Source organism: Loktanella sp. M215 (genome assembly GCF_021735925.1).
Classification (GTDB): Bacteria; Pseudomonadota; Alphaproteobacteria; order Rhodobacterales; family Rhodobacteraceae; genus Loktanella.
Genome location: NZ_WMEA01000001.1, coordinates 1382707 through 1406253, shown reverse-complemented (window position 1 = coordinate 1406253; position 23547 = coordinate 1382707). Strand labels below are relative to the sequence as shown.

Annotated in this window: 23 protein-coding genes; all 23 read right to left on the bottom strand. The window is 63.6% G+C overall.

The genetic code is table 11. The annotated features are described in order from the left end of the window. Positions 1-2: 2 nt before the first annotated feature. Positions 3-1313, bottom strand: a complete 1311-nt coding sequence (locus tag GLR48_RS06840; RefSeq protein ID WP_237059995.1) for an ABC transporter permease subunit — start codon at positions 1311-1313, stop codon at positions 3-5. A gap of 1 nt (position 1314) precedes the next feature. Beyond that, positions 1315-2541, bottom strand: a complete 1227-nt coding sequence (locus GLR48_RS06835; protein WP_237059993.1) for an amino acid ABC transporter permease — start codon at positions 2539-2541, stop codon at positions 1315-1317. A gap of 141 nt (positions 2542-2682) precedes the next feature. Beyond that, the gene (locus GLR48_RS06830; protein WP_237059991.1) at positions 2683-3702 is read right to left on the bottom strand and encodes an amino acid ABC transporter substrate-binding protein; all 1020 of its coding nucleotides are present in this window, start codon (positions 3700-3702) and stop codon (positions 2683-2685) included. Positions 3703-3908: 206 nt separating this feature from the next. Beyond that, positions 3909-4622 (bottom strand): ATP12 family chaperone protein, encoded by a 714-nt coding sequence (locus GLR48_RS06825; protein ID WP_237059989.1) that lies wholly within the window; start codon positions 4620-4622, stop codon positions 3909-3911. After that, positions 4619-5293 (bottom strand): HAD-IA family hydrolase, encoded by a 675-nt coding sequence (locus GLR48_RS06820; protein ID WP_237059987.1) that lies wholly within the window; start codon positions 5291-5293, stop codon positions 4619-4621. Before GLR48_RS06820 ends, GLR48_RS06825 begins: the two co-directional genes overlap by 4 nt. Next, on the bottom strand, positions 5293-6348 hold the full coding sequence (locus GLR48_RS06815) for an RluA family pseudouridine synthase (RefSeq protein ID WP_237059985.1): 1056 nt from the start codon (positions 6346-6348) through the stop codon (positions 5293-5295). Before GLR48_RS06815 ends, GLR48_RS06820 begins: the two co-directional genes overlap by 1 nt. Further along, complete coding sequence (gene crcB, locus GLR48_RS06810; RefSeq protein ID WP_237059983.1) at positions 6345-6722, bottom strand: fluoride efflux transporter CrcB; 378 nt, start codon at positions 6720-6722, stop codon at positions 6345-6347. The genes GLR48_RS06815 and crcB overlap by 4 nt, the downstream gene beginning before the upstream one ends. A 31-nt stretch (positions 6723-6753) precedes the next feature. Continuing rightward, positions 6754-8073: a replication-associated recombination protein A gene (locus GLR48_RS06805; protein ID WP_237059981.1), complete on the bottom strand. Its 1320-nt coding sequence runs from the start codon at positions 8071-8073 to the stop codon at positions 6754-6756. A 45-nt stretch (positions 8074-8118) separates the two neighbouring features. Next, a complete protein-coding gene (locus GLR48_RS06800) occupies positions 8119-8730 on the bottom strand; it encodes an autoinducer binding domain-containing protein (RefSeq protein WP_237059978.1) in 612 nt (203 codons plus the stop codon). Between the two features lie 151 nt (positions 8731-8881). After that, positions 8882-9298, bottom strand: coding sequence for a 50S ribosomal protein L17 (rplQ, locus tag GLR48_RS06795; protein ID WP_237059976.1), 417 nt, complete (start codon positions 9296-9298; stop codon positions 8882-8884). Between the two features lie 135 nt (positions 9299-9433). Continuing rightward, positions 9434-10450 carry a DNA-directed RNA polymerase subunit alpha gene (locus GLR48_RS06790; RefSeq protein ID WP_072858529.1) on the bottom strand — a complete coding sequence of 339 codons (1017 nt, stop codon included), beginning with the start codon at positions 10448-10450 and terminating at the stop codon, positions 9434-9436. Positions 10451-10563: 113 nt separating this feature from the next. Beyond that, on the bottom strand, positions 10564-10956 hold the full coding sequence (gene rpsK / locus GLR48_RS06785) for a 30S ribosomal protein S11 (RefSeq protein WP_072858530.1): 393 nt from the start codon (positions 10954-10956) through the stop codon (positions 10564-10566). A 12-nt stretch (positions 10957-10968) separates the two neighbouring features. Continuing rightward, positions 10969-11337, bottom strand: a complete 369-nt coding sequence (gene rpsM / locus GLR48_RS06780) for a 30S ribosomal protein S13 (RefSeq protein ID WP_237059973.1) — start codon at positions 11335-11337, stop codon at positions 10969-10971. Positions 11338-11537: 200 nt separating this feature from the next. Further along, on the bottom strand, positions 11538-12185 hold the full coding sequence (locus GLR48_RS06775; RefSeq protein ID WP_237059961.1) for an adenylate kinase: 648 nt from the start codon (positions 12183-12185) through the stop codon (positions 11538-11540). Then, entirely contained in the window at positions 12182-13543 is a 1362-nt protein-coding gene (gene secY, locus GLR48_RS06770) for a preprotein translocase subunit SecY (protein WP_237059959.1), read from the bottom strand. The genes GLR48_RS06775 and secY overlap by 4 nt, the downstream gene beginning before the upstream one ends. Positions 13544-13648: 105 nt before the next feature. Continuing rightward, the gene (gene rplO, locus GLR48_RS06765) at positions 13649-14137 is read right to left on the bottom strand and encodes a 50S ribosomal protein L15 (protein ID WP_237059957.1); all 489 of its coding nucleotides are present in this window, start codon (positions 14135-14137) and stop codon (positions 13649-13651) included. Positions 14138-14279: 142 nt separating this feature from the next. Then, complete coding sequence (locus GLR48_RS06760) at positions 14280-15491, bottom strand: acyl-CoA dehydrogenase (RefSeq protein WP_237059955.1); 1212 nt, start codon at positions 15489-15491, stop codon at positions 14280-14282. Positions 15492-15495: 4 nt separating this feature from the next. Continuing rightward, positions 15496-16989 carry a class I adenylate-forming enzyme family protein gene (locus GLR48_RS06755; protein ID WP_237059953.1) on the bottom strand — a complete coding sequence of 498 codons (1494 nt, stop codon included), beginning with the start codon at positions 16987-16989 and terminating at the stop codon, positions 15496-15498. Between the two features lie 29 nt (positions 16990-17018). Continuing rightward, positions 17019-18131 carry an acyl-CoA dehydrogenase family protein gene (locus GLR48_RS06750; protein ID WP_237059951.1) on the bottom strand — a complete coding sequence of 371 codons (1113 nt, stop codon included), beginning with the start codon at positions 18129-18131 and terminating at the stop codon, positions 17019-17021. 7 nt (positions 18132-18138) lie between these two features. Next, a complete protein-coding gene (locus tag GLR48_RS06745) occupies positions 18139-19329 on the bottom strand; it encodes an acyl-CoA dehydrogenase family protein (protein WP_237059949.1) in 1191 nt (396 codons plus the stop codon). Positions 19330-19341: 12 nt separating this feature from the next. Beyond that, positions 19342-20517, bottom strand: coding sequence for an acetyl-CoA C-acyltransferase (locus GLR48_RS06740; RefSeq protein ID WP_237059947.1), 1176 nt, complete (start codon positions 20515-20517; stop codon positions 19342-19344). Between the two features lie 25 nt (positions 20518-20542). After that, positions 20543-22630 (bottom strand): 3-hydroxyacyl-CoA dehydrogenase NAD-binding domain-containing protein, encoded by a 2088-nt coding sequence (locus GLR48_RS06735; RefSeq protein ID WP_237059938.1) that lies wholly within the window; start codon positions 22628-22630, stop codon positions 20543-20545. A gap of 85 nt (positions 22631-22715) precedes the next feature. Further along, positions 22716-23525 (bottom strand): IclR family transcriptional regulator, encoded by an 810-nt coding sequence (locus GLR48_RS06730; RefSeq protein WP_237059936.1) that lies wholly within the window; start codon positions 23523-23525, stop codon positions 22716-22718. Between the last annotated feature and the right edge of the window lie 22 nt (positions 23526-23547).

Sequence of the window (23547 nt, the reverse complement as noted above, 5' to 3'; positions counted from 1 at the left end):
CCTTAACGGTTTTCGCGCTGGAGTTTCTTCTCCAGATGCAGTGAGTAGCGGCCCATGCTGAAGCAGGCGATGAAGAACATCAGGCCGATGAAGACGTAAAGTTCCCAGTAGATGCCGTTCCAGTCGGTGCTGGCGCGGATCGAATTGGTCAGGCCCAGCGGGTCAAGCAGACCGATGAAGACCACCAGCGTCGTGTCCTTGAACAGGCCGATGAAGGTGTTCACGATACCGGGGATCGAGATTTTCAGCGCCTGCGGCAACACGATCAGCTGCATCGACTGCCAATAGGACAGGCCCATCGAATCCGCACCCTCATACTGTCCCTTGGGGACGGCGGCGAGGCCCCCGCGCACGACCTCTGCGATATAGGCGGACGAAAAGAGCGTCACCATGATGATGACCCGCAGCGTCAGGTCAAAGTTCGTGCCCGGCGGCAGGAAGTAGTTCAGCAGCAGCGACGCTGTGAACAGCCAGACAATCAGCGGCACGCCACGGATGATCTCGATGAACCCGACGCTTAGCTTGGTCACGATGAACAGGTCGGACGCGCGTCCCAAGGCCAACATGATCCCCAGCGGCAGCGACAACACGATGGCCGACACGCCGATGACGATGGACAGAAGGAAACCGCCGAACTGCTTGGACGTGACGGAGTTCAGCCCGATGGGGAGAACGTCCGACAGCGCCGCCGCGATGGGACCGGCAAGGAACAGCCAGAACAGCACCGGGACCAGAATGGCCGCAACCACGCCGGCAATCGGGTTGACCTTGTCGGCGGCGCGGAACGCCACGACGCCCAGCACGAAACCAAGGGCGACCATCAGCGGCAGCCAGATCGGCCCCCCCCACAGCAGCATGAAGATCAGAAAGGGCGAGGCGAGCGAAAAGCCCAGGAACCAGCGCGGGAAAGTCCCGAATAGCACCGGGGCAAGGCCAGCCAGCAACACGACCAGCGCCACGACGGGCCGCCAGTAATACTCCTGTGGATAGAAGCCGAACAGCAACTGGTTCCAGCGGTCCCGGATCACGCCCCAACAGGCCTGATCGGTCGACTGCCCCAGACCATCTAGGATCTCGCGGCATTGGGACAGCGACGTGGCATGCCAGGTCGGCGCAACAGCCCAGGGCAGGATGCCCGACAGGACATACCAGATGACGTAAAGGGCGATGACCGTCATGATGGCGTTCAGCCACGTGGGGAACAGGTTCTCCCTGACCCACTTGATGGGCCCCGAATCCTTTACCGGTGGTTCCTGCTGGGCGATCATGCCCTCGCGGACGAAGGCGACGGTCTGTGCGTGTGTATCGCTCATCTCAACGCTCCTGCAGTTTCATGGAATTGTTGATGATGTTCATCACGAAAGAGATGATCAGCGACAGCGCGAGGTAGAACAGCCCCAGCAGCAGCATGCATTCCAGCGCCCGGCCTGTCTGGTTCAGCGTGATGCCACCCAGCGTGGCGCGCACGTCCGGATAACCTACGGCGATGGCGAGGGACGAGTTCTTGGTCAGGTTCAGATACTGCGAGGTCAGCGGCGGGATGATGACCCGCATCGCCTGCGGCAGAATAACGAGGCTCATCGCGCGATTGGGACGCACGCCAAGGGCCGCTGCGGCCTCTGACTGTCCTTTGGATACCGACAGGATGCCGGCGCGGACGATTTCAGTGATGAAGGCGCCGGTATAAAGCGACAGCGCCAGCCACAGGGCCATCAGCGGGTTGCTGATCTGGATGCCGCCGCGAAAGTTGAAACCGGCCAGCGCCGGGTAATCCAGCGAAACGGGACGCCCCATCACGAAGTAGGTAATGACGACGGGAACCAGCGCGATGACGAACATCGGCCAGACCATCGGCAACAGACGGCCCGTGTCGAACAGCACCTTCTTGGCGTAGCTGCGATACACGAAGGCCCCGACGATGGATGCGATGAAGATCGCAACCAGCACCATAGACCCCGGTCCCCAGACCGGCCCGGGCATGTAGAAACCACGGTTGGTGATGGCGAAGCTGTTCCAGATCATCGAGGCGGCTGGCGTGCCGCCTTCGACCGGGCGGAACGCACTGGGCTGCGGCGTGCCTTCGGTGAAAACGGCATAGATCAGCAGGATCCACAGCAGCAGGGGCACGTTGCGGAACCCTTCCACGTAGACTGCCATCAACCGGCTGACGATCCAGTTCTTTGACAGGCGGGCGACGCCGGCCAGAACCCCGATGATCGTGGCCAGAATGACACCGAGTGCGGCGACCAGCAGCGTATTCAGGATGCCGACGTAAGCGGCCTGCAAGTGAGTGCTGGCGCTGGTGTATGGAATAAGGGCCGTTCCGATATCGTAGCCGGACCGCGCCTCCAGAAATCCAAAATTCGGCTTCAGGCCAAGCTGCGTCAGGTTCGCCAGCAGGTTGTCGATCAACCAGTAGATTCCCAGACACACCAGAATCAGCGTCACGACCTGAATGGTCAGCGAGCGATAGCGGGTGTCATAAATCAGCTGACTGATACGAAAGCTTTCGCGTGGCGGATGATCCGTCATCGATGACATATTAAATTCTCCCCGGGCGGTACCAGTCTTCTTAAAGTGCTCCGGTTGGCCCGGATGCACCACGCGCTGGCGAGCGTTCTGACGATTTTTCAGGCAGAATGACGAAAGGCCCGGCACATGCCGGGCCTTTCGCCTGTTTTTTTAGCGGAACGGCGGGGAGTACAGCAGGCCGCCATCGGTCCACTGGGCGTTCAGACCACGCGCCAGACCGATCGGGGTGTTCTCACCGATGTTGCGCTCGAAGATCTCGCCGTAGTTGCCACCGGCAGTGATCGCGTTCACGGCCCAGTTCTTGTCCAGCTTCATCATCGCGCCAAGGTCGCCTTCGGTGCCGAGGATACGGTTCACTTCAGGGTTGTTGGTCGGTGCAGCGGACATCTCGCCGATGTTGGCCGAGGTGATGCCAAGCTCTTCGGCAGCGATCAGCGCGTTCAGCGTCCACATGGCGATATCGCCCCACTCGTTGTCACCGTGACGGACCAGCGGACCGAGCGGCTCTTTCGAGATGATTTCGGGCAGCAGGACGTGATCTTCGGGTGTCTCGAAGGTCGCGCGGGTTGCGGCCAGACCGGAAGCGTCCGTCGTGTAGACGTCGCAGGCACCGGCAAGGTACTGCTGCTGCGCTTCTGCGTTGGTCTGGATCGGCACGGGCTCGTAGCTGATGTTGTTGGAGCGGAAGAAATCGGCCAGGTTCAGCTCTGTCGTGGTGCCGGTCTGGATGCAGACGGTCGCACCGTCCAGATCCTTGGCGGACGTCACGCCCAGTGCCTTCGGCACCATGAAGCCCTGACCGTCGTAGTAGTTGACGCCGATGAAGTCGAACTTCAGGTCGGTGTCGCGCGACAGCGTCCAGGTCGTGTTACGGGCCAGCAGGTCGATCTCGCCGGACGACAGCGCGGTAAAGCGGGTCTCGCCTGTGGTGGGGACGAATTCGACAGCGTTCTTGTCACCGAAAATGGCGGCGGCAACCGCACGGCAGACGTCGACGTCGAAGCCTTCCCAGACGCCGTTCGCGTCGGGTGCCGCAAAGCCGGTCAAACCGGTCGTGACGCCGCAGTTCAGATGGCCACGCGCCTTTACGTCGTCCAGCGTTGCCGCGGACGCCGCAGCCGCCGTCAAACCGGCGATGGTCAGCGTTCCAAATAGTACGGTCTTGTTCATGTTTACCTCTTCCTGAGTATCCGCCCATCTCGGGCAGCCAATTTTTCCACCCGGCACGGGGCGGTTGAGTTTTGACGGGTCTCCCCTTCAATGATCATAGAGTGGGCGAATTCCTGCCCAGAGGTCAAGTGCCGCCGCCGGGTCAAACGCCTGTATCTGCCTGCTGGAACGGCAGTTTGACCGGCGGCGCCTCAATTGTGATCGGTTCAGACGCGCCGGCTCATCTCGACGAAGGCGGCACCATCGATGAACGCCTGCCGCTTAAGGGCCGCAACTTCGGCCGCTTCCTCGTCGTCGCCCCATTGGCTGATCTGGAAATCTTCGTCGATCCGGCTCAGCGGCCAGGCCTGCTGCGGGGTCAGCTTGCCCAAGGTCACGGCAAAAGCCAGCACCAGTGAACCGGACAGTTGCACCAGGTCGTGAAACCCCGTCAGCGCGAAATTGTCGAACCGCAAGACGCGTTCGTGCAGCCGGGCAATGGACGTGGGCGGCTGGTCCACAGGCATGATACCGGTCGTCACATGCAGCGGTGCATCCAGCGCCTGCGCGGCCCAGGCGAGCCATGGATTCCACGCCGCGTCCTGCAAGGCGATCAATGTATCAGGCGCCGCCGCGCGATAGCACATCAGATCGTTTTCACCGTAAGCCGCCAGCATCGCCGCGACCTCTGCATGTTGCGGGGCGACCTTGTCGATGGCAGAATTCGCGGCGCGGGTCACGGGCATGGTCGTGGGATCGATCTTGTCCGTCTGCGCCTGCCATTCGGCAGCGGCAGCCTGTGCCATGGCGCGGGTCGGCAGGATCAAGGCCTGCTTGTAGGGCGTCTTGACCGCCCGCCCGTCCAGATCGACGGAAAATCCGCCGTCCCGTTCCACGACATCGGCCTGTGTCCAGAATCGTTTGGGGGCCCAGTCGTTCATGCGGGTTCTCCGATCAGATCGTCGATGGCGGCGTCCAGTACGGCGAAGCTGTGGATCAATCGGTCGGCCCGCAGGCTGTCGGGGGCGTGATAGCCCCAGCCGACGCCGATCGTCGCCACACCCGCCGCACGCGCCATGTCCATGTCATATGTCGTATCGCCCACCATGACGGCGCGGGCGGCTGTCACACCGGCCTCGGCCAAGGCCGTCATCACCATCGCCGGATGCGGTTTGGACGGGTGAAAGTCCGAGGTTTGGCGACTGACGAACAGGCCGTGCAGATCGTGCTGGTCAATCAGACGGTCCACGCCGCGCTTTGACTTGCCCGTCGCCACGGCCAGCAGGGTGTGATCCTGCGCGTGCAGCCGCAGAATCGCCTCCTTGGCACCGGGAAACAGGGGGCTCTTGCGTTGCAGATCCGCCGTCGCGTGATCGCGAAAGGCCGCGCGATAGTGGGCCGTCAGCCGCTCTTGCGTGGCGACATCATAGCCGGGGCACAAAGCGCGAAAGGTTTCCGGCAGAGACAGTCCGACGATGGACAGCACGGCGGCGCGGTCGGGCGCGGGCAGACCTTCGGCGGCAAAGGCCTCTGCCATCGCGCCGATGATTTCCGCCTGACTATCGACAAGGGTGCCGTCGACGTCGAAGATCACAAGCCGCAAGTCAGGCATCAGTCAGGCATGTTGAAGGGATCGACCGGCGCGTGGCTGACGTGCCATCCGACGAAATCCCACGTCCGCTGCATGTGGTCCGGCAGGGGTGCAGTCAGATGCAGGATCGCGCCTGTCTCGGGGTGTTCGATCGTCATGCTGCGGGCGTGCAGGTGCATCTTGCGGCTGATGTCGCCACCCATGCCAGCACCCCAGCCATCGCCAAGGTTTTCCTGCTCGGTCCCGCCATACTTGCCATCACCGATGATCGGATGCCCGATTTCAGCCATGTGCGCGCGCAGCTGGTGCGTCCGGCCCGTGATCGGGACAAGGGCAACCCAGGCCGCCCGCTTGGCGAGCGTATCCAGCACGGCGTAATCGGTCGTCGCGCGCTTTGCACCTTCGGTGCTGTCCACTTCTTTCGGATGCACGCAACGCATCTTCTCGTTCTCGCCGCCCTTGCCGTGGCCGGGCGCCTTGATCAGACCGTATTTGATCGTCGCCGCACGCGGATGCGGCACGCCTGCAACGGCGGCCCAGTAGATCTTGCGGGTAGCGTGGTGTTTCATGTTCTCGGTCAACTGCTTGGCCGCCATCCGCGTGCGCGCCAAAATCAGAACGCCGGATGTATCCTTGTCCAGCCGGTGCACCAGCCGCGGCTTTTCGTCATAGCCGAACATCAAGGCCTCTGACATCGCATCGACGTGGCGTGTGGTGTTGGTGCCGCCTTGCGTCGCAAGACCGGCAGGCTTGTTGAGCACGATCATGTGGTCGTCGCGGTAGATCACGCAGGACATGATCAGCGCGGCATCGGCCTTGGTGACCCCTTGCTTGAGCATGCTGCGCTCTGCATCGACCTGCGCCTCGGTCGGCAGGGGCGGGATGCGGATGCTTTGGCCCACTTCCAGCCGGGTGTTCGACTTCACCCGTCCGCCTTCGACACGGATGTCGCCCTTGCGGCACATCTTTTCGATGCGGCCCTGCGTCAGGTGCGGAAATAGCCGCCGCAGATAGCGGTCAAGCCGCTGGTCGCCGTCGTCCGGGCCGATCACCCGCGTCTGCACACCACCGCTCATGCCAGCACCATCCGTGTCACGTTCATGCCAAGGACTAGCGCCGCCAGTCCGATGATCACGCTGCCGCCGACATAGGCCGCCATCAGCGCGAATTGTCCCCGTTCCATCAGCGCCACCGCGTCGAGGGAAAAGGCCGAAAATGTCGTGAACCCACCCAGCAGGCCCGTCATCAGAAACGGCGCCATCCGGGTGCCGCCACGTTCCGCCAGGACGACAACGATGACCCCCATCAGGAACGAGCCGAAGATATTGACCGTCACCGTGCCCCAGGGGAATCCCGGTCCGATCACACGCAGGGTCAGCTGGCCTGTCAGCCAGCGCAACGTCGCGCCAATCGCCCCACCAAGAGCCACGGAAAGTCCGGTCAAGATCATGCCCCTCCTGTCGCCCGAACGGGTCAGCTTGTCAATTCGTGCTGCCTTTGCGCTTGTCCCGCAGATTGGCAAAGAAATCGAGGCGCTTCTTCAGATCCCGCTCGAACCCGCGATCCACGGGCAAATAGTAGATGCCGCGCTTCATCGTCTCGGGAAAGTAGTTCTGCCCCGAAAAGCCGTCCTCGGCGTCGTGGTCGTAGGCATAGCCCGACCCGAAGCCCTGTTCCTTCATCAGCTTGGTCGGCGCGTTCAGGATATGGCGCGGGGGCGGTTCCGACCCGGTCTGCTTGGCTGCCGCCATCGCCGCCTTGAAGGCGACGTAGCCTGCGTTCGATTTGGGCGCGAGTGCCAGATAGGTCACCGCCTGCCCCAGCGCCAACTCGCCCTCGGGACTTCCCAGCCGCTCGTAGGTCTCCCACGCCTGCAAACAGATGTGCTGCGCCTGCGGGTCGGCCAAGCCGATGTCCTCAACCGCCATCCGCACGATGCGCCGCGCGAGGTAGCGGGGGTCTTCACCCCCCGTCAGCATCCGCGCCAGCCAGTAAAGGGCCGCATCCGGGTCCGACCCGCGCACGGATTTGTGCAGCGCAGAAATCAGGTTGTAATGCTCGTCGCCGGACTTGTCGTATTTCGTCGCCCGCTTCATCAGACGAGAGGTCAGCGCATCGGTGCCAAGCGGTTTGTCGGATTTCCACGCCGCGACCTGTTCGATCAGATTGAGCAGACTGCGGCCGTCACCATCGGCCATGTTGATCAGCTGCCCCCGCGCCTGCGCATCCAGCGGCAGGGCGCGCCCCAACTCCTGCTCGGCCCGTTGCGCCAACCGTTCAAGGTCCGCTTCGGTCAGACGCGTCAGAATCAGGACCTGCGCGCGGCTCAGCAAAGCGGCATTCAGCTCGAAGCTCGGGTTCTCGGTCGTGGCACCGACCAGCAGGATCGTCCCGTCCTCCATATGAGGCAGAAAGCCGTCCTGTTGCGCCTTGTTGAAACGGTGGATCTCGTCGACGAACAGCAGCGTGCCCTTGCCGTTCTGGCGCCTGATTTTCGCAGCCTCGAAAACCTTGCGCAATTCCGGCACGCCGGTGAAGATCGCGCTGATCTGCACGAAATGCAGATCAGTCTCGTCCGCCAGAAGCCGCGCGATGGTCGTCTTGCCAACACCTGGCGGCCCCCACAGCACCAGCGATGACAAAGAGCCGGAAGCCAGCATAGCCCCCAGCGGCGCATCAGGCCCCAGCACCTGTTCCTGCCCGATCACTTCTTCCAGCGCCTGCGGACGCAGACGGTCCGCCAGCGGGCGGGGGCCGGAACTGGCGGCAGAGGGTGTCGAGGTGTCAAAAAGATCGGCCATGCAGCGTATCTAGGCGCGACAGAGGCCCTTGGAAAGCCCGCCCGGTCACAGCACCCCGGCATGGCGCGCGCGTTGGATCGCCTCTGCCGTCGTGCGCGCCTGCAAGGCCACCCGCGCGCCCGCCAGCCGCGCCTTGAGCGCGCTGCGCGTGATGCCCAGATGGGTCGCGGCCGCCTCTTGCCGGTCACCATCGGCGATCAGGCGCAGCGCATCCGCCTGCGCAGCCGTCAGAAGACCCGACCGCTGTGTCAGCATATGCAACTCGGCCAGAAGCGACTGCAGGTCATCCATCTCGTCGTCATTAAACTCGCGGCCGGGGTGGGTGACCGATGCGACCGACCGCGACGGCACCTGCCCGCACCCCAGCGTCACGCCGTGGATGACGCCAAACCTGCGCCCCTGTGCCAGAATGCCATAGGGATCCAGAAATGCAGGATCGCTCCACCGGGTCGGCGTCATCGTCATGAAGCCCCAGGCCAGAAGCGGGTCGCGCAGCCCGAAGGATTGCGCGCGGTAGTAGGCCAGCCATGGGTCCGGAAAGGTCTGCACCGTCAAAAGCGGCACCGCCGCGCGGTAGTGCAATCCCAGCAACAGCCCGTCGGGTGCGATGCCCCGCATCTGGCTGATCAGGTCGTCAATGTCGGTCCGGGGTGTCATGGTCGGTCTGCCTTCGATCCGTGCGAGGATCGGCCAGTCCTGCGGCACCGCGGCTAACGCCGGGTTATGGATCAACCCGTTGACACAAATGCCAAACGAAAAGGGCCCGATCCGAAGATCGAGCCCTTTCGTATTCTGCCGTGCGAAAGGCTTACGCCTCTTCGTCGATCTCGATCAGGCGGGCCTTGTCGGCGGCACCCTTGGCATCGCGGTCGCGGTCGACCAGTTCGATGATCGCCATCGGCGCCATGTCGCCATAACGGAAACCGGCCTTCATCACGCGGCAATAACCGCCCTGACGCTCGGCGTAGCGCGGGCCGAGGATTTCGAACAGTTTCGCAGTGTGGATGTCCTGCTTCAGCTGGCTGTCGGCCTGACGGCGGGCGTGCAGATCGCCGCGCTTGCCCAGCGTGATCAGCTTGTCGATGATCCGCTTCAGTTCCTTGGCCTTCGGCAGGGTCGTCTTGATCTGCTCGTGCTCGATCAATGATCCGGCCATGTTGGCGAACATCGCCTTGCGGTGTTCGTGGGTCCGGTTCAGTTTGCGGTAGCCGCTTGCGTGACGCATTTGGTCATCTCCTAATTATACTTTGTGCAGCGGTCTGATGCGTGTCAGCCGCATTATTGGGACAGGATTGTCCAGGTGTTCCCCGCCACTGCGGGCATTGTCGAAAGGGGCGGATCGTTGTCCGCCCCCTGTTCTTCAGAACTGGTCTTCGAACTTCTTGGCCAGGTCTTCGATGTTGTCTGGCGGCCAGTCCTCGACGTCCATGCCAAGGTGCAGACCCATGCCCGACAGCACTTCCTTGATCTCGTTCAAGGACTTACGGCCAAAGTTCGGGGTGCGCAGCATCTCGGCTTCGGTCTTCTGGATCAGATCGCCGATATAGACGATATTGTCGTTCTTCAGGCAGTTTGCCGAACGGACGGACAATTCCAGCTCGTCCACCTTCTTCAGCAGCAGCGGGTTGAACTCCAGCCCGTCGTCGTCGCCACCGGCATTGGCCGATTCCGGCTCGTCGAAGTTGACGAAGATCTGCAACTGGTCCTGCAGGATGCGCGCGGCATAGGCCACGGCGTCATCCGGCGTCAGGGACCCGTCGGTTTCGATCTTCATGGTCAGCTTGTCATAGTCCAGCACCTGACCTTCGCGGGTCGGCTGCACGTCATAGCTGACCTTCTTGACCGGGGAATAGATCGCGTCGATCGCGATCATGCCGATCGGCGCATCCTCGGGCTTGTTCTTGTCGGCAGCGACATAGCCCTTGCCGGTGTTGACCGTCAGTTCCATGTAAAGGTCGGCACCATCGTCAAGGTGGCAGATCACGTGATCCTTGTTCAGGACCTCGATGCCTGCCGTCTCCGAGATGTCGCCGGCGGTGACGATGCCCGGACCCTTGGCCTGAACGCTCAGACGCTTGGGGCCTTCGACATCCATGCGGATCGCGACGCCCTTGAGGTTCAGGACGATGTCGGTGACATCTTCACGGACGCCAGAGACGGAGGAGAATTCGTGCAGCACGTTGTCGATCTGCACGGCGGTGATGGCGGCACCCTGCAGCGACGACATCAGGATGCGGCGCAGCGCGTTGCCAAGCGTCAGGCCAAAGCCACGCTCCAGCGGTTCTGCGATCAGGGTGGCCTGACGCTGGGGGTCGTTGCCGACCTTCACGTCCAGCTGTGTCGGCTTGATCAGCTCAGCCCAATTTTTGTGGATCATAGTCCCTCCATCCTTGCTCGACTTCATGTCCAAAAAGTCGGGCGCTCGAGGTTTCAAAACGGCAGATCGGGGCCGTGCAGAATTGCACGGCCCCCACCTTTAAATGGTACGGATCAGACCCGGCGACGCTTCGGCGGGCGGCAGCCGTTGTGGGCCATCGGGGTCACATCACGGATCGAGGTGATGTTGAAACCGGCGGCAGCCAGCGCACGCAGCGCGGACTCTCGGCCCGAACCGGGGCCCTGCACTTCGACTTCCAGCGTTTTCACGCCGTGTTCCTGGGCTTTCTTGCCAACATCCTCGGCGGCCATCTGGGCAGCGTAGGGGGTCGACTTACGCGATCCCTTGAAGCCCATGGTGCCTGCGGACGACCAGGCAATCGCGTTGCCCTGCACGTCCGAGATCAGGATCTTGGTGTTGTTGAAAGAAGAGTTCACATGCGCAACGCCAGCTGCGATGTTCTTGGAGACCTTTTTCTTGCCGGTCCGGCGGGTATCTCGTGCCATGATCGGATCTCCTTATTTCTTCTTGCCAGCAATGGCCTTAGCGGGGCCCTTGCGTGTGCGTGCGTTTGTGTGCGTGCGCTGACCGCGAACGGGAAGGCCACGACGGTGACGCAGGCCGCGGTAGCAGCCAAGGTCCATCAGACGCTTGATGTTCATCTGGGTTTCACGACGCAGGTCGCCTTCGACGGTGACATGTTCGTCAATGTATTCGCGGATCTTCAACACTTCGGCGTCGGACAGATCGTTCACGCGGCGCGCGGCATCGATGCCGGTCGCTTCGCAGATCTGTGCGGCGGTGGTGTTGCCGATACCGGCAATGTAGGTCAGGGCGATGGGAACCCGCTTTGCAGAGGGGATATTGACGCCGGCAATACGTGCCAAGGTAGCTTCCTTTTCGTTGCGGGTCCGTGATACCAGACCCTTTTTTCACAACGCAGGCCCGTCCGACGCGCGGCGGGCCCATGTCATATGAGGTATTCCGTAACCTTTGGGTGCGACCCGGTCACGGCAGGTGATTCCCTTGCGGGATGGGGGTATCTAGAGGCGTGACGGGTGGGGGTCAACCCCCCTTGCCCGCAGGATCAGGTCAGCGCTTTCTTGATCTGCGCCGCAACCTCGTCCATGCTTGCCAACCCGTCCACGGATGTCAGGTCGCCACGCGCATAGTAATAGCCGACCAGCGGGCTGGTCTGCTTGTAATAGGCCAGCAGGCGCGTCTTCAGGCTGTCGGCGTTGTCGTCCGCGCGGCGCACGAATTCCGTCTTTTCACCGCAGTTGGTGCAGACGTGATCGGCAGGGATCGGCTTGGTATCGTCGTTATACACTTCGCCGCAGTTCTTGCAGGTCGACCGGGCCGTGATGCGCGCGACAAGCGCTTCATCATCGACCTTCATCTCGATCACGCGGTCCAGATTTTCGCCCAGTTCGGCCAGCAGATTGCCCAAGGCATCCGCCTGCGCCAGCGTGCGCGGGAAACCGTCGAAGATATAGCCGTTCGCGGGGGCATCATTGGTCAGATGCTCGCGGATCAGGCCGATGACGATCTCGTCCGTCACCAGTTCTCCACGATCCATCACGTCAGCCACACGCTTTCCCATTTCGGTGCCCGATGTGCGGGCTGCGCGCAGCATGTCGCCGGTGGACAGTTGCACCATGCCACGTTCATCGACCAGACGGCGTGCCTGTGTGCCTTTGCCCGCCCCCGGCGGTCCCAGTAGGATAATATTCATCGACGCGCCGGTCCCCTCCGCTTGGTCGTACTGCGCTTGCCGCGCAGTTGCGATTTTTCGATCAGCCCCTCGTACTGGTGCGCCAGCAGGTGGGATTGAATTTGTTGAATGGTGTCCATCCCGACCGAGACGATGATCAGGACCGATGTGCCACCAAAGTAGAATGGCACCGCAAACTGGCTGCGGATGATCTCGGGCAGCAGTGCCACCAGCGCGAGGTAGCCAGAGCCGAGGACCAGAATGCGGTTCACGACGTAGTCGAGGTATTCCGCCGTCTTCTTGCCCGGACGGATGCCGGGGACAAAGCCATTCTGGTTCTTCAGGTTGTCGGCGACCTCGTCGGTCTTGAAGGCGACTTCACGGGTGTAGAAGTAGGTGAAGAACACGATCATGATCGTGAAGAACAGCAGATAAAGCGGCTGGCCGGGGCCGAAGTAGGCCAACAGCGTCGACATGAAGGCGTTCGACGACCCGCCAGAGAAGGTGCTGATCGTGGTCGGCAACAGCAGCAGGGCGCTGGCAAAGATCGCAGGAATCACGCCGGCCGGGTTCACCTTGATCGGCAGGTGCGACGACGACGCATCATAGACCTTCATCCCGCGTTGCTGGCGGGGATACTGGATGTGGATCTTGCGCAGTGACCGTTCCATGAACACCACGAAAGCCAGGATCGCGATCACCATCAATATCACGCCGACGATCACGAAGGGGCTGATGGCACCCGACCGTCCCTGGCTCAGGAAGCGGGCCAGTGCGGCGGGCACTTCCGCGATGATGCCGACGAAGATGATCAGGGAAATGCCGTTGCCGATGCCGCGGCTGGTGATCTGCTCGCCGACCCACATCAGGAACATGGTGCCGCCGACGATCGTGATCACGCAGGCCGCCACAAAGAACAGGCCCGGATTGGATGCAAGGCCACCGGCCTCCAGCGACTTGGCCAGACCGTAGGCCTGTGCCGTCGCCAGCAGAACCGTGCCGTAGCGGGTGTACTGGTTCATCTTGCGACGCCCCTGCTCACCCTCTTTCTTGAGGTTCTTCAGCGGCTCCCACATGGACCCCAGCAACTGCACGATGATCGAGGCGGAGATATAGGGCATGATGCCCAGCGCGAATATCCCCATACGGGACAGCGCGCCACCGGTGAACATCGACAGGATGCCCCCGATGCCTGCCGCCGCACCGGTCATGAATTCGCGCAACTGCACGCCGTCGATGCCCGGAACGGGAATATAGGTGCCAAGGCGATACACCATCAGCATGCCGATGGTGAAAAGGATGCGGCTGCGCAGCTCTGTCGCCTTGCCGAAGGCGCCCCAGCTCATGTTGGCGGCCATTTGTTCTGCAGCGGATGCCATGCAAGTCTCTTTTATATGAAAAACGCCGCCAAGCGGGTGTCCCGATGGCGGCGTTTGGGAAAACTCAGACCCTATCTAGGCGACACGCGCGCCGCCCGCAAGCGATCAGGCCGCCGCAGCGTCCGCCTTGGGCTTTGCGGTCACGGTCACGGTGCCGCCGGCCTTCTCGATGGCCTCGATCGCGCCCTTGGATGCGCCGTGGACGTGCAAGTTTATCTTGGATGTGATCTCGCCCTTCGCCAGCACACGGATGCCGTCCTTCAGACGACGGATCAGACCGGAGGCGATCAGCGCGTCTTCGGTCAGGTCAGCCGATGCGTCGATCTTGCCCGCATCGATGAACTTCTGGATCAGGCCGACGTTCACGACCGAGTAGGTCTTGGCGTTGATGTTGTTGAAACCGCGCTTGGGCAGACGCTGGTACAGCGGCATCTGGCCGCCCTCGTAGCCCTTGATCGCGACGCCCGAGCGGGACTTCTGACCCTTGATACCACGGCCACCGGTCTTGCCCTTGCCCGAACCCGGGCCACGGCCGACGCGCTTGCGGCGGTGGGTTGCGCCTTCGTTGTCGGACAGTTCATTCAGCTTAAACATTGTCGCTTCTCCTTTGGCCGGAGGACCCCGTCCAGCGACGGAAATGGGGCACACGGCATTTCATACATGTCCGAACCCGGAAAGGTGCGGACTGGCGGCGTATAGCGGTGCGGCCTGACAGCGTCAAGCCGCACCAAGGGTCTTAAAAGAACGCCTGCAGACCGGTGATCGCGCGCCCCAGGATCAGGGCATGCACGTCGTGCGTCCCTTCGTAGGTGTTCACGGTTTCAAGGTTGATCATGTGGCGCATGATCTGGAATTCGTCGGAAATCCCGTTGCCGCCGTGCATGTCGCGGCTGTCGCGCGCGATGGTCAGCGCCTTGCCGCAGTTGTTGCGCTTGATCAGGCTGATCATCTCGGGCGCGGCCTGACCGCTGTCCATCAGGCGACCGACCTGCAGGGCGGCCTGCGTCCCCAGCGTGATCTCGGTCTGCATGTCGGCCAGCTTTTTCTGGAACAGCTGGGTCTGCGCCAGCGGCTTGTTGAACTGCTTGCGGTCAAGGCCGTACTGCCGCGCGGCGTGGAAACAGAACTCTGCCGATCCCATCACACCCCATGCAATGCCGTAGCGCGCGCGATTCAGGCACCCGAACGGCCCCTTCAGACCCTGCACACCCGGCAGCAGGGCATCCTCGCCCACGGCCACGTCCTTCATCACGATCTCGCCGGTGGTGGACGCACGCAGGCTCAGCTTGCCCTTGATTGCGGGGGCAGACAGCCCCTCCATTCCCTTTTCAAGGATGAAGCCACGGATCTTGCCGCCATGCTCCTCGGACTTTGCCCAGACGACAAAGACATCGGCGAAAGGCGCGTTGGAAATCCACATCTTGGCGCCGTTCAGCACATAACCGTCGGCGGTCTTCTTGGCGGTGGTCTTCATGCCCGCAGGGTCGGACCCGGCGTCAGGCTCGGTCAGGCCAAAGCAGCCGATGTATTCGCCGCTGACCAGCTTGGGCAGGAACTTCCGACGCTGCTCCTCGGACCCGTAGGCGTGGATCGGGTACATCACCAGCGACGATTGCACGGACATCATGGACCGATATCCCGAATCGACCCGCTCCACCTCTCGCGCGATCAGACCGTAGGTGACGTAGGACGCGCCAAGGCCACCGTATTCCTCTGGGATGGTGCAGCCCAGCAGGCCCGCTTCGCCCATCAGGGGAAACAGGTCCGGGGCGGCAGCCTCGTCGCGGTAAGCCTGAATGACGCGCGGCTGCAGCACGTTCTGCGCGAAATCCCGCGCCGCGTCGCGCAGCATGCGCTCGTCTTCGGTCAGTTGGGTTTCCAGCAGCAGGGCGTCGGCCCAGTCGAAGGGGCCAAGGTCCGGGCCCATGCCGATCATATCTTTTGCCATTGTGTCAGTCCTTTGCTGTCAGCCGGTCCGCGAAGGTGTCCAGCAGTTTGTGTTTCAGGATCTTGCCAGTCGGTGCGGCGGGCAGTGCGTCCACCGGAAAAATGCGTGTGGGCCGCTTATAGCCGCTCAGACGCGCGGCGGCAAAGGATGCAAGCGCGCGGGTATTGAAAGCAGCGGGATCGCGGCACTGGACGAAGGCCAGGATATCCTCGTCGCCCTGCGCATTCCGGGCGCCGATCACGGCGCACTGGATCACGTCCGCATGGTCGTTCAGGGCCGCCTCGACCTCTGGCGGGTAGACGTTGAAGCCGCCCCGGATGATCAGTTCCTTGGCGCGACCCACGATGTGCAGCCGCCCTGCCGCATCGATCCGTCCCAGATCGCCGGTCCGCAGCCAGCCGTCCTTCACGGTCTGCGCCGTCAGGTCGGCGGCGCGGAAATAGCCCTTCATCACGTGCGGCCCCTTGGTCAGCACCTCGCCCGCATCCGCACCGGCGGGCGCGTCGATGCGGACCGACACGCCGTCAAAGGGCAGTCCGGCACTGGTATCGGGATCACCGATCACATTCCGTGTGCCGCTGACGCCGGCGGTGCTTTCGGTCATGCCGTAGCCGTTCTGCAAAGGCAGGTCATAGAACGCCTCGGCCTTGGCCTTCCATGCGGGATCAAGCGGGGCGGCCCCAGACGAGACGTAGCGCAGCGCGCTGCCCGTCAGCCGCATCATGCCCTGATCGGCGGCGTATTGCATCAACAGGGCGTGCATCTGCGGGACACCCGGAAAGATCGTGGCCCCACCGGTCAGGGCGGCGTACAGCTTTGCGGGGCTGAACCGGGTTTCCAGTTGCAGGGTCGCCCCACTGATCGCGGTCGCGACGAGGACGGAGGCGAGGCCGAACACATGGGTCAGCGGCAGCACGCCATAGATCCGGTCGCCCTCGGTCATTGCCCGGATCCGGGCCGACAGGCTGCCCGCAAAGATCAGGTTGGCGTGCGTCAGCATAACGCCCTTCGGCGCGCCCGTGGTGCCGGTGGTATAAAGGATGACGGCCACGTCGTCCGTGTCGGCATCCGGAGCCTGCGGGTCCAGCCGGGCCATGTGGAATGCGCCGAAACCAGCATCCTGCGGCGCGGCGTCCCCGGCATGGGCCGCCGCCTCGGCCGAACAGCCGCTGGTATAGATCACGACCCGCGGCAGGGCATGGTCGATCACCTTCGCCAGTTCGGGTGCCGTCATGCGGGCATTGACCGGCACGGCGATGGCCCCGGCCCGCACGGCGGCGTGGATGAAGACGGCGGTCGCCAGACAATTCTCGGCGACGATCAGCACGCGGTCACCCGGGCCTGTGCCAGCCGCCGCCAGCATATCTGCGGCGGCGGTGACGTGGGCGTCGAGGGCCGCAAAGCTGGTGGTCAGCCCTGCGTCGATGACCGCGGCGGCGTCAGGGCGCACTGTCGCCTGGCGCGCGATCAGGGCGTCGATGTGGTCCGATTCTGACATGGCAACACCGCCTCCCCGCGGTGGTCGGCTCAGGCGACGGCGAGGGCGATGAAGCGGTCCATGTGATACAGCGTGTCGCCAAAACGGTGATCGACCATGACCAGACGTTTCGCGAGGTGCGCCAGACCATATTCCTCGGTCATGCCGATCCCGCCGTGCATCTGGATCGATTCCTCGGCCACCAGACGCGCGACCTGCCCGATCAGGGTCTTGGTCGCCGCGACATGAACGTCGCGCACGGCAGACTCTGCCTCCAGATGACCGGCAAGGTTGATGACGGCGGACCGGGCCTGCTCGATCTCGATCAGCACGTCGGCCATGCGGTGCTGCAGCGCCTGAAACTTGCCGATCGGCTGACCGAACTGCTTGCGCGTCTTCAGGTAATCGACCGTCAGGATGCGGATCGCTTCCATCAGACCGACCGCCTCTGCGCTGATCGCACAGGTGGCGCGGGCGTATGCGGTGGCGAGGGCGGCGTAGGACTGTCCTTCGTCCCCCAGCAGCGTGCCGGGTGTGTCGTCCAGCGTGACCTCTGCGGCGTGACCGCCACCGGTCAGCGGGTAGCTGCGGCGCGTCAGACCGGGCGCGTCGGCGGCGACAAGATAAAGGCTGATGCCGTCCTGATCCGCCACGCCGCCCGCCGTGCGGGCGCTGACGATCAGCGTGTCCGCAGCACCGCCGTTGATGACGACGGCCTTGCGGCCCGAAAGCTTGCCACCCAGAGCCGTCGTGCTGACCCGCGACAGGTCATAGCGGCTGCCGGGTTCGGCATGGGCCAGCGCCAGTTGGCGTGTGCCTGCAATGATCTCCTCCAGCATCGCTTGCTGGTCGTCATTGCCCAATGCCGCAATCAGACCGCCGCCCAGGATGCCGGTGTCGATCAGGGGATCGGTCGCACCCACACGGCCCATCTCTTCGGCGACCAGCGCCAGATCGAAGCCCGCGCCGCCAAAGCCGCCCTGTTCCTCGGTGAACAGCGCGCCGATCACGCCCATTTCAGCCAGACCGTTCCACACGTCCTGGGACGTGCCTATCTCGCTGTCCGCGATCTGCTTCAGCAGGTCGGGGGTATACTTGTCGCGCAGGAACCGCCGCAGGCCGTCCTGCAACATCTGGCGTTCGTCTGTCAGATCAAAGTTCATGGCGTCCTCACAGTTCCAGAATGGCTTTGGAGATGATCGCCCGCTGCACCTCGTTCGACCCCCCGTAAATCGAGAGCTTGCGGTTGTTCAGATATTGCCCCGTCCGCGCGCGGGCGTAGTCCGGGCCGATGGGGGCGTTGTCGCCGTCCACCGCCTCTGACGGGAACGGCATCGCATAGGGGCCGACGGCCTGCATAGTCAGGGCGTTGATTTCCTGACGGACCTGCGTGCCCTTGACCTTGAGCATGGAGCTTTCGGCGCCGGGCGCCTGCCCCGCCGCTGCGGCGCTGATGACCCGCAGGTTCGTCGTGGCCATCGCCATCAGGTCGATCTGGACCTGTGCGATGCGGGCGGCGAACAGCGGGTTTTCGATCAGCGGTTTGCCAGCTGACAATTCCAGCCGCGCGATCCGCTTCAGCTGCTCCAGCCCTGCGCTGGCAAAGCCCACACCGGCGATGTTCGTGCGCTCATGCGTCAGCAGGTACTTGGCGTAGGTCCAGCCCTTGTTTTCCTCGCCCACCAGATTGGTGGCGGGCACGCGGACATCCTCGAACCAGACCTCGTTCACCTCGACGCTGCCGTCGATCAGCTTGATCGGGCGCACGGTGATGCCGGGGCTTTTCATGTCGATCAGCAGGAAAGAGATCCCTTCCTGCGGCTTGCCCTCTTTCTGGGTCCGCACGAGGCAGAAGATCCAGTCGGCGTGCTGCGCCAGCGTGGTCCAGGTCTTTTGCCCATTGACGATGTAATCGTCACCGTCGCGCACGGCCATCGTCCGCAGGGACGCGAGGTCGGAGCCGGCACCCGGTTCCGAATACCCCTGACACCACCAGTCGTCGCCGTTCAGAATGCGCGGCAGGTAATGCGCCTTCTGCGCGTCCGACCCGAACTTCATCAGGACCGGCCCCAGCATCGCGATGCCGAAGGGGACGATGCGCGGTGCTGCGGCCTTGGTCATCTCGTCCTCGAAGATGTGGCGCTGCACGGCGTCCCAACCGGTGCCGCCGTATGCGACAGGCCAGTTGCCCGCCAGCCAACCACGGGCGTTCAGGATGGCGTGCCATTCCTCGTGGTCCTGCTTGGTCAGCTCTTCGCCCGACTTGACCTTGTCGGACAGGCGCGCAGGCAGGTTGTCGGCCAGAAAGGCGCGGACTTCGTCGCGGAACGCGATCTGGTCGTCAGTGTAATTCAGGTTCATGTCACTTCCCCTTCAATAAATCTCGAACAGGCCGGCAGCCCCCTGGCCGCCACCGACGCACATGGTGACGACGCCCAGCTTGGCGCCGCGCCGCTTGCCTTCGATCAGCAGATGGCCGGTCATGCGGGCACCCGTCATGCCAAACGGATGACCGACGGCGATGGACCCACCGTTCACGTTCAACTTGTCGTTGTCGATGTGCAGATGGTCGCGGCAATAGATCAGCTGGCTGGCAAACGCCTCGTTCAGCTCCCACAGGTCGATGTCATCGACCGTCAGCCCAGCGCGTTCCAGCAGGCGCGGCACGGCGTAGATCGGACCGATGCCCATCTCGTTCGGCTCGCAGCCCGCTACGGCGAAGCCGCGGAAGGCGCCCAGCGGTGTCAGGCCCGCGCGCGTCGCCTCTTTCGCGTCCATCATCACAAGTGCAGCGGCACCGTCGGACAATTGCGAGGCGTTGCCCGCCGTGATGAACTGATCCTCGCCGCGCACGGGCGACAGCTTTTGCAACCCCTCCAGCGTGGTCGAGGGGCGATTGCATTCATCCTGCGCGATGGTGATCTCTTGCTCCGAGGTTTCCTTCGTCGCCTTGTCCATCACCTGCATGGTCACGGTCATCGGCACGATTTCATCGTCGAACTTGCCGGCCTTCTGCGCTGCTGCGGTGCGTTGCTGGCTTTGCAGGCCCAGCTCGTCCTGCGCCGCGCGACTCACGCCATAGCGGGCGGCGACGATGTCGGCGGTTTCCACCATCGGCATGTAAAGGTCGGGCTTGTTCTCCAGGATCCAGGCCTCGCGCGAGTTGCGGACGGGCGGTTGCACCATGGAGATACTCTCGACCCCGCCGACGAGGATGGCTTTCGCCCCCTCCTGCACAATCATGTGTCCGCCCATGGCGATGGCCTGCAATCCGCTGGCGCAGAAGCGGTTCACTGTCGTGCCGGCGATGGATACGGGCAGGCCTGCACGGCTTACGATCTGCCGCGCGATGTTGCCGCCCGTGACATATTCCGGATAGCCGGTGCCCCAGATGCTGTCTTCGATCAACGCGGGGTCGATGCCCGCGCGGTCCACTGCAGCCTGTGCGACATGGCCGCCCATCGTGGCGCCGTGGGTCATGTTGAACGCGCCGCGCCCGGCCTTGCCGATGGCGGTGCGGGCGACAGAGACGATGACGGGATATGACATGGGATGTCCTTTCAACGGGTCGGGATCAGCGGTTCAGGCTGGCAAAGGTTTGACCGTCCGCCACCAGCCGCTCCAGCAGCGGTGCGGGGGTCCAGAAATGATCGTCGGTCGTGGCGAAGGCACGGATGTCAGACAGGATGCTCTCCAGTCCGACCGTATCGGCATACTGCAGCGGCCCGCCGCGATGGCGCGGAAAGCCGTAGCCCGACAGGAACACGACATCGACGTCCGAGGGGCGCTGCGCGATACCCTCGTCCACCACCCAGGCGGCCTCGTTCACCATCGCGGCCATGGTGCGACGCACGATTTCATCCGCGGTAAAGGCGCGCGGCGTCAGGCCCAGATCTGCGCGGGATTTGTCGATGATCGCGGTCACGGCGTCGTCCGGGCGGCCCTTCGGGCTGTCCGCGTCGTAGATGTAATAGCCATGCTTGGTCTTCTGACCCAGCCAGCCTTCGTGATAAAGCGCGTCAGCGAACACCGGTGAGCGGTCGCGCGGATGCGCATCCGCCGCCTTGCGCTGACGGGTCATGTATCCGATGTCGAGGCCGGCGAGGTCGCTGACCTGATACGGCCCCATGGCAAAGCCGAAATCGACCAGTGCGGCGTCCACGGCATAGGGGCTCGCCCCATCCAGCACCATGTGGTCCACCGCCGTGCGGTAATGCGACAGGATGCGGTTGCCGATGAAGCCGTCGCAGACACCGGCGCGCACGCCGATCTTGCCCAGACGCTTGGCCAGTGCGAAGGCCGTTGCCGTCACGTCGGTCGCCGTCGCGTCGGCCACCACGATTTCCAGTAGCTTCATCACATGCGCCGGGGAGAAGAAGTGCAGTCCGATCACGTCTGCGGGCCGCTTGGTCGCCTGCGCAATCCGGTCTACGTCGAGGTATGACGTGTTCGTCGCCAGCACCGCACCGGGCTTGCAGACCCGGTCGAGTTCCGCGAAGACCTCTGTCTTGACGTCCATGTTTTCGAACACGGCCTCGACCACCAGATCGGCGTCGGACAGGACGTCATAGCCCACCACCGTCGCCAGCATATCCGACAGGATCGCGTCGCGCCCTGCCTCGGTCAGCTTGCCGCGCTTGACGGCGCTGGCCAGGTTGCGGGCAATGGTGTCGCGGGCCTTGTCGGCCGCGGCGTCGTCGCGTTCGACCAGCGTCACGTGCAGACCGGCCAGCACCATCGCAGTCGCGATGCCGGCCCCCATGGTGCCGCCGCCGATCACGCCGGTGCGGCTGATGTCGCGCGGCGAGACGCCGTCGATCTCTGGCACCTTGGCCACGGCGCGTTCGGCAAAGAAGGCGTGCATCAGGCCGGACCGCTGCGGCGTGTCGAGCATTGACAGGAACAGGCGACGCTCCTCGGCCAAGGCCTCGTTAAAAGGCAGCGTCGTCCCCGCGATGACGGCATCCAGCACGGCCAGCGGGGCGACCTGCCCCTTGGCGGTCTTGGTCAGACGCTGGCGCCATGTGGCGATCAGGTCAGGGTCGGCGCCGGGGAACGGCAGGTCGGTCACAGCGCGCGGCCCGGCCCCGTCGGCCACAAGGTGTGCCGCGTAGGCCAGCGCGTCGGCGCGCAAGTCGCCATCGGACAGCGTATCGACAAATCCCATGTCCAGCGCCTGCGCTCCGCTGACCGGCTTGCCACCCGTCATCAGGCCCAAGGCGGCCTCCAGCCCGACAAGGCGCGGCATCCGCTGGGTACCGCCGGCACCGGGGATCACGCCGAGTGTCACCTCCGGCAGACCCAGTTTGGCCGTGGCGGTGGCGATCCGGTAATGCGCGCCCAACGCCACCTCCAGCCCGCCACCAAGGGCGGTGCCGTGGATGGCTGCGACGACCGGCTTTATCGCCGCGGCGATCCGGTTGATGACGTCCGGCAGAAAAGGCGCAACGGGCGGCTTGCCGAATTCGGTGATGTCGGCGCCACCGATGAAAAGACGGCCCGCGCCGATGATGACGGCAGCCTGCGCCGCAGCGTCGTCGTCAAAACGGGTGATGGCGTCCCACAGCCCTTGCCGCACGACCTGCCCCAAAGCGTTCACCGGCGGATTATCGACCGTGATGACGGCGATATCGCCTTCGATTGTATAGTCTACCTTCGCCATGACCGTCTCCTCCGCCGTGTTGGGCTATGACATAACGCATTGCGCCATCATTTCAACATGCAAAACTATATTCTACTATGCGGAATTATAGATTCCGCATGCCAGCGCTTCCGCCCTGCCCCATCATCCGTTCAAGATCGCGCACGGTGCCCAGCAGCTTTGGTCCCACCTCGTCCTGCATGCGGGCGACGGGCAGCGCCTCGGGCATCGCGCCGCAGGTAAAGATCACGGGCTCTCCCAACTCTCGCGCCAGAAACGGCACGGCGACGGCATGGATGTTGGCCGCGAAATAGCTGTCGGGGTCGGTGATGACGAAACCCTGCGTCACGATCTGGTTGTGTGCGGCGCTGCGGTCCGCGACGGCCTGCGCCGGGGTCAGTCCACGGTCGCCGTCCGCATCTCTGACGGCAGCCGCAAAGCCGTCCTCGGACAAGGCAGCCAGCATGCAATGGCCCGAGGACGACCCATGCAGCGGCAGCCTGTGCCCGACTTCCAGCCACAGGGACGCGACATTGCGCGGACGCCATGTCTTGACGATGAGCATCCGCCCCAGATCGCGGACCAGCATCAGCGACAGTGTCCCCGTCTCGTCCGCCAGACGTTGCATCAACGGCCCGGACAGGTCGACAAAGGACAGCGATGCACTCGCCATATTGCCCAGCGCCAGCAGCGCGGGACCGGGGCGGTACCGGTCGTGGCGGCGGGCGTGTGTCAGATAGCCCAGCGCCTGCAGCGTGAAGGTCAGCCGCGAGACGGTGGATTTCGGCAGGCCTGTGCGGTCCGAAATCTCGGCATTGCCTAAGCCGTCGTCAGAGGGGCGGAAGGCCCGCAAGACGCTCAGCCCCCGCGCCAGCGTCGTGGCAAAGCGCCGGTCCTTCTCGATTTCGCTGTCCATCGTGTTCATCCTGTCTGACCCC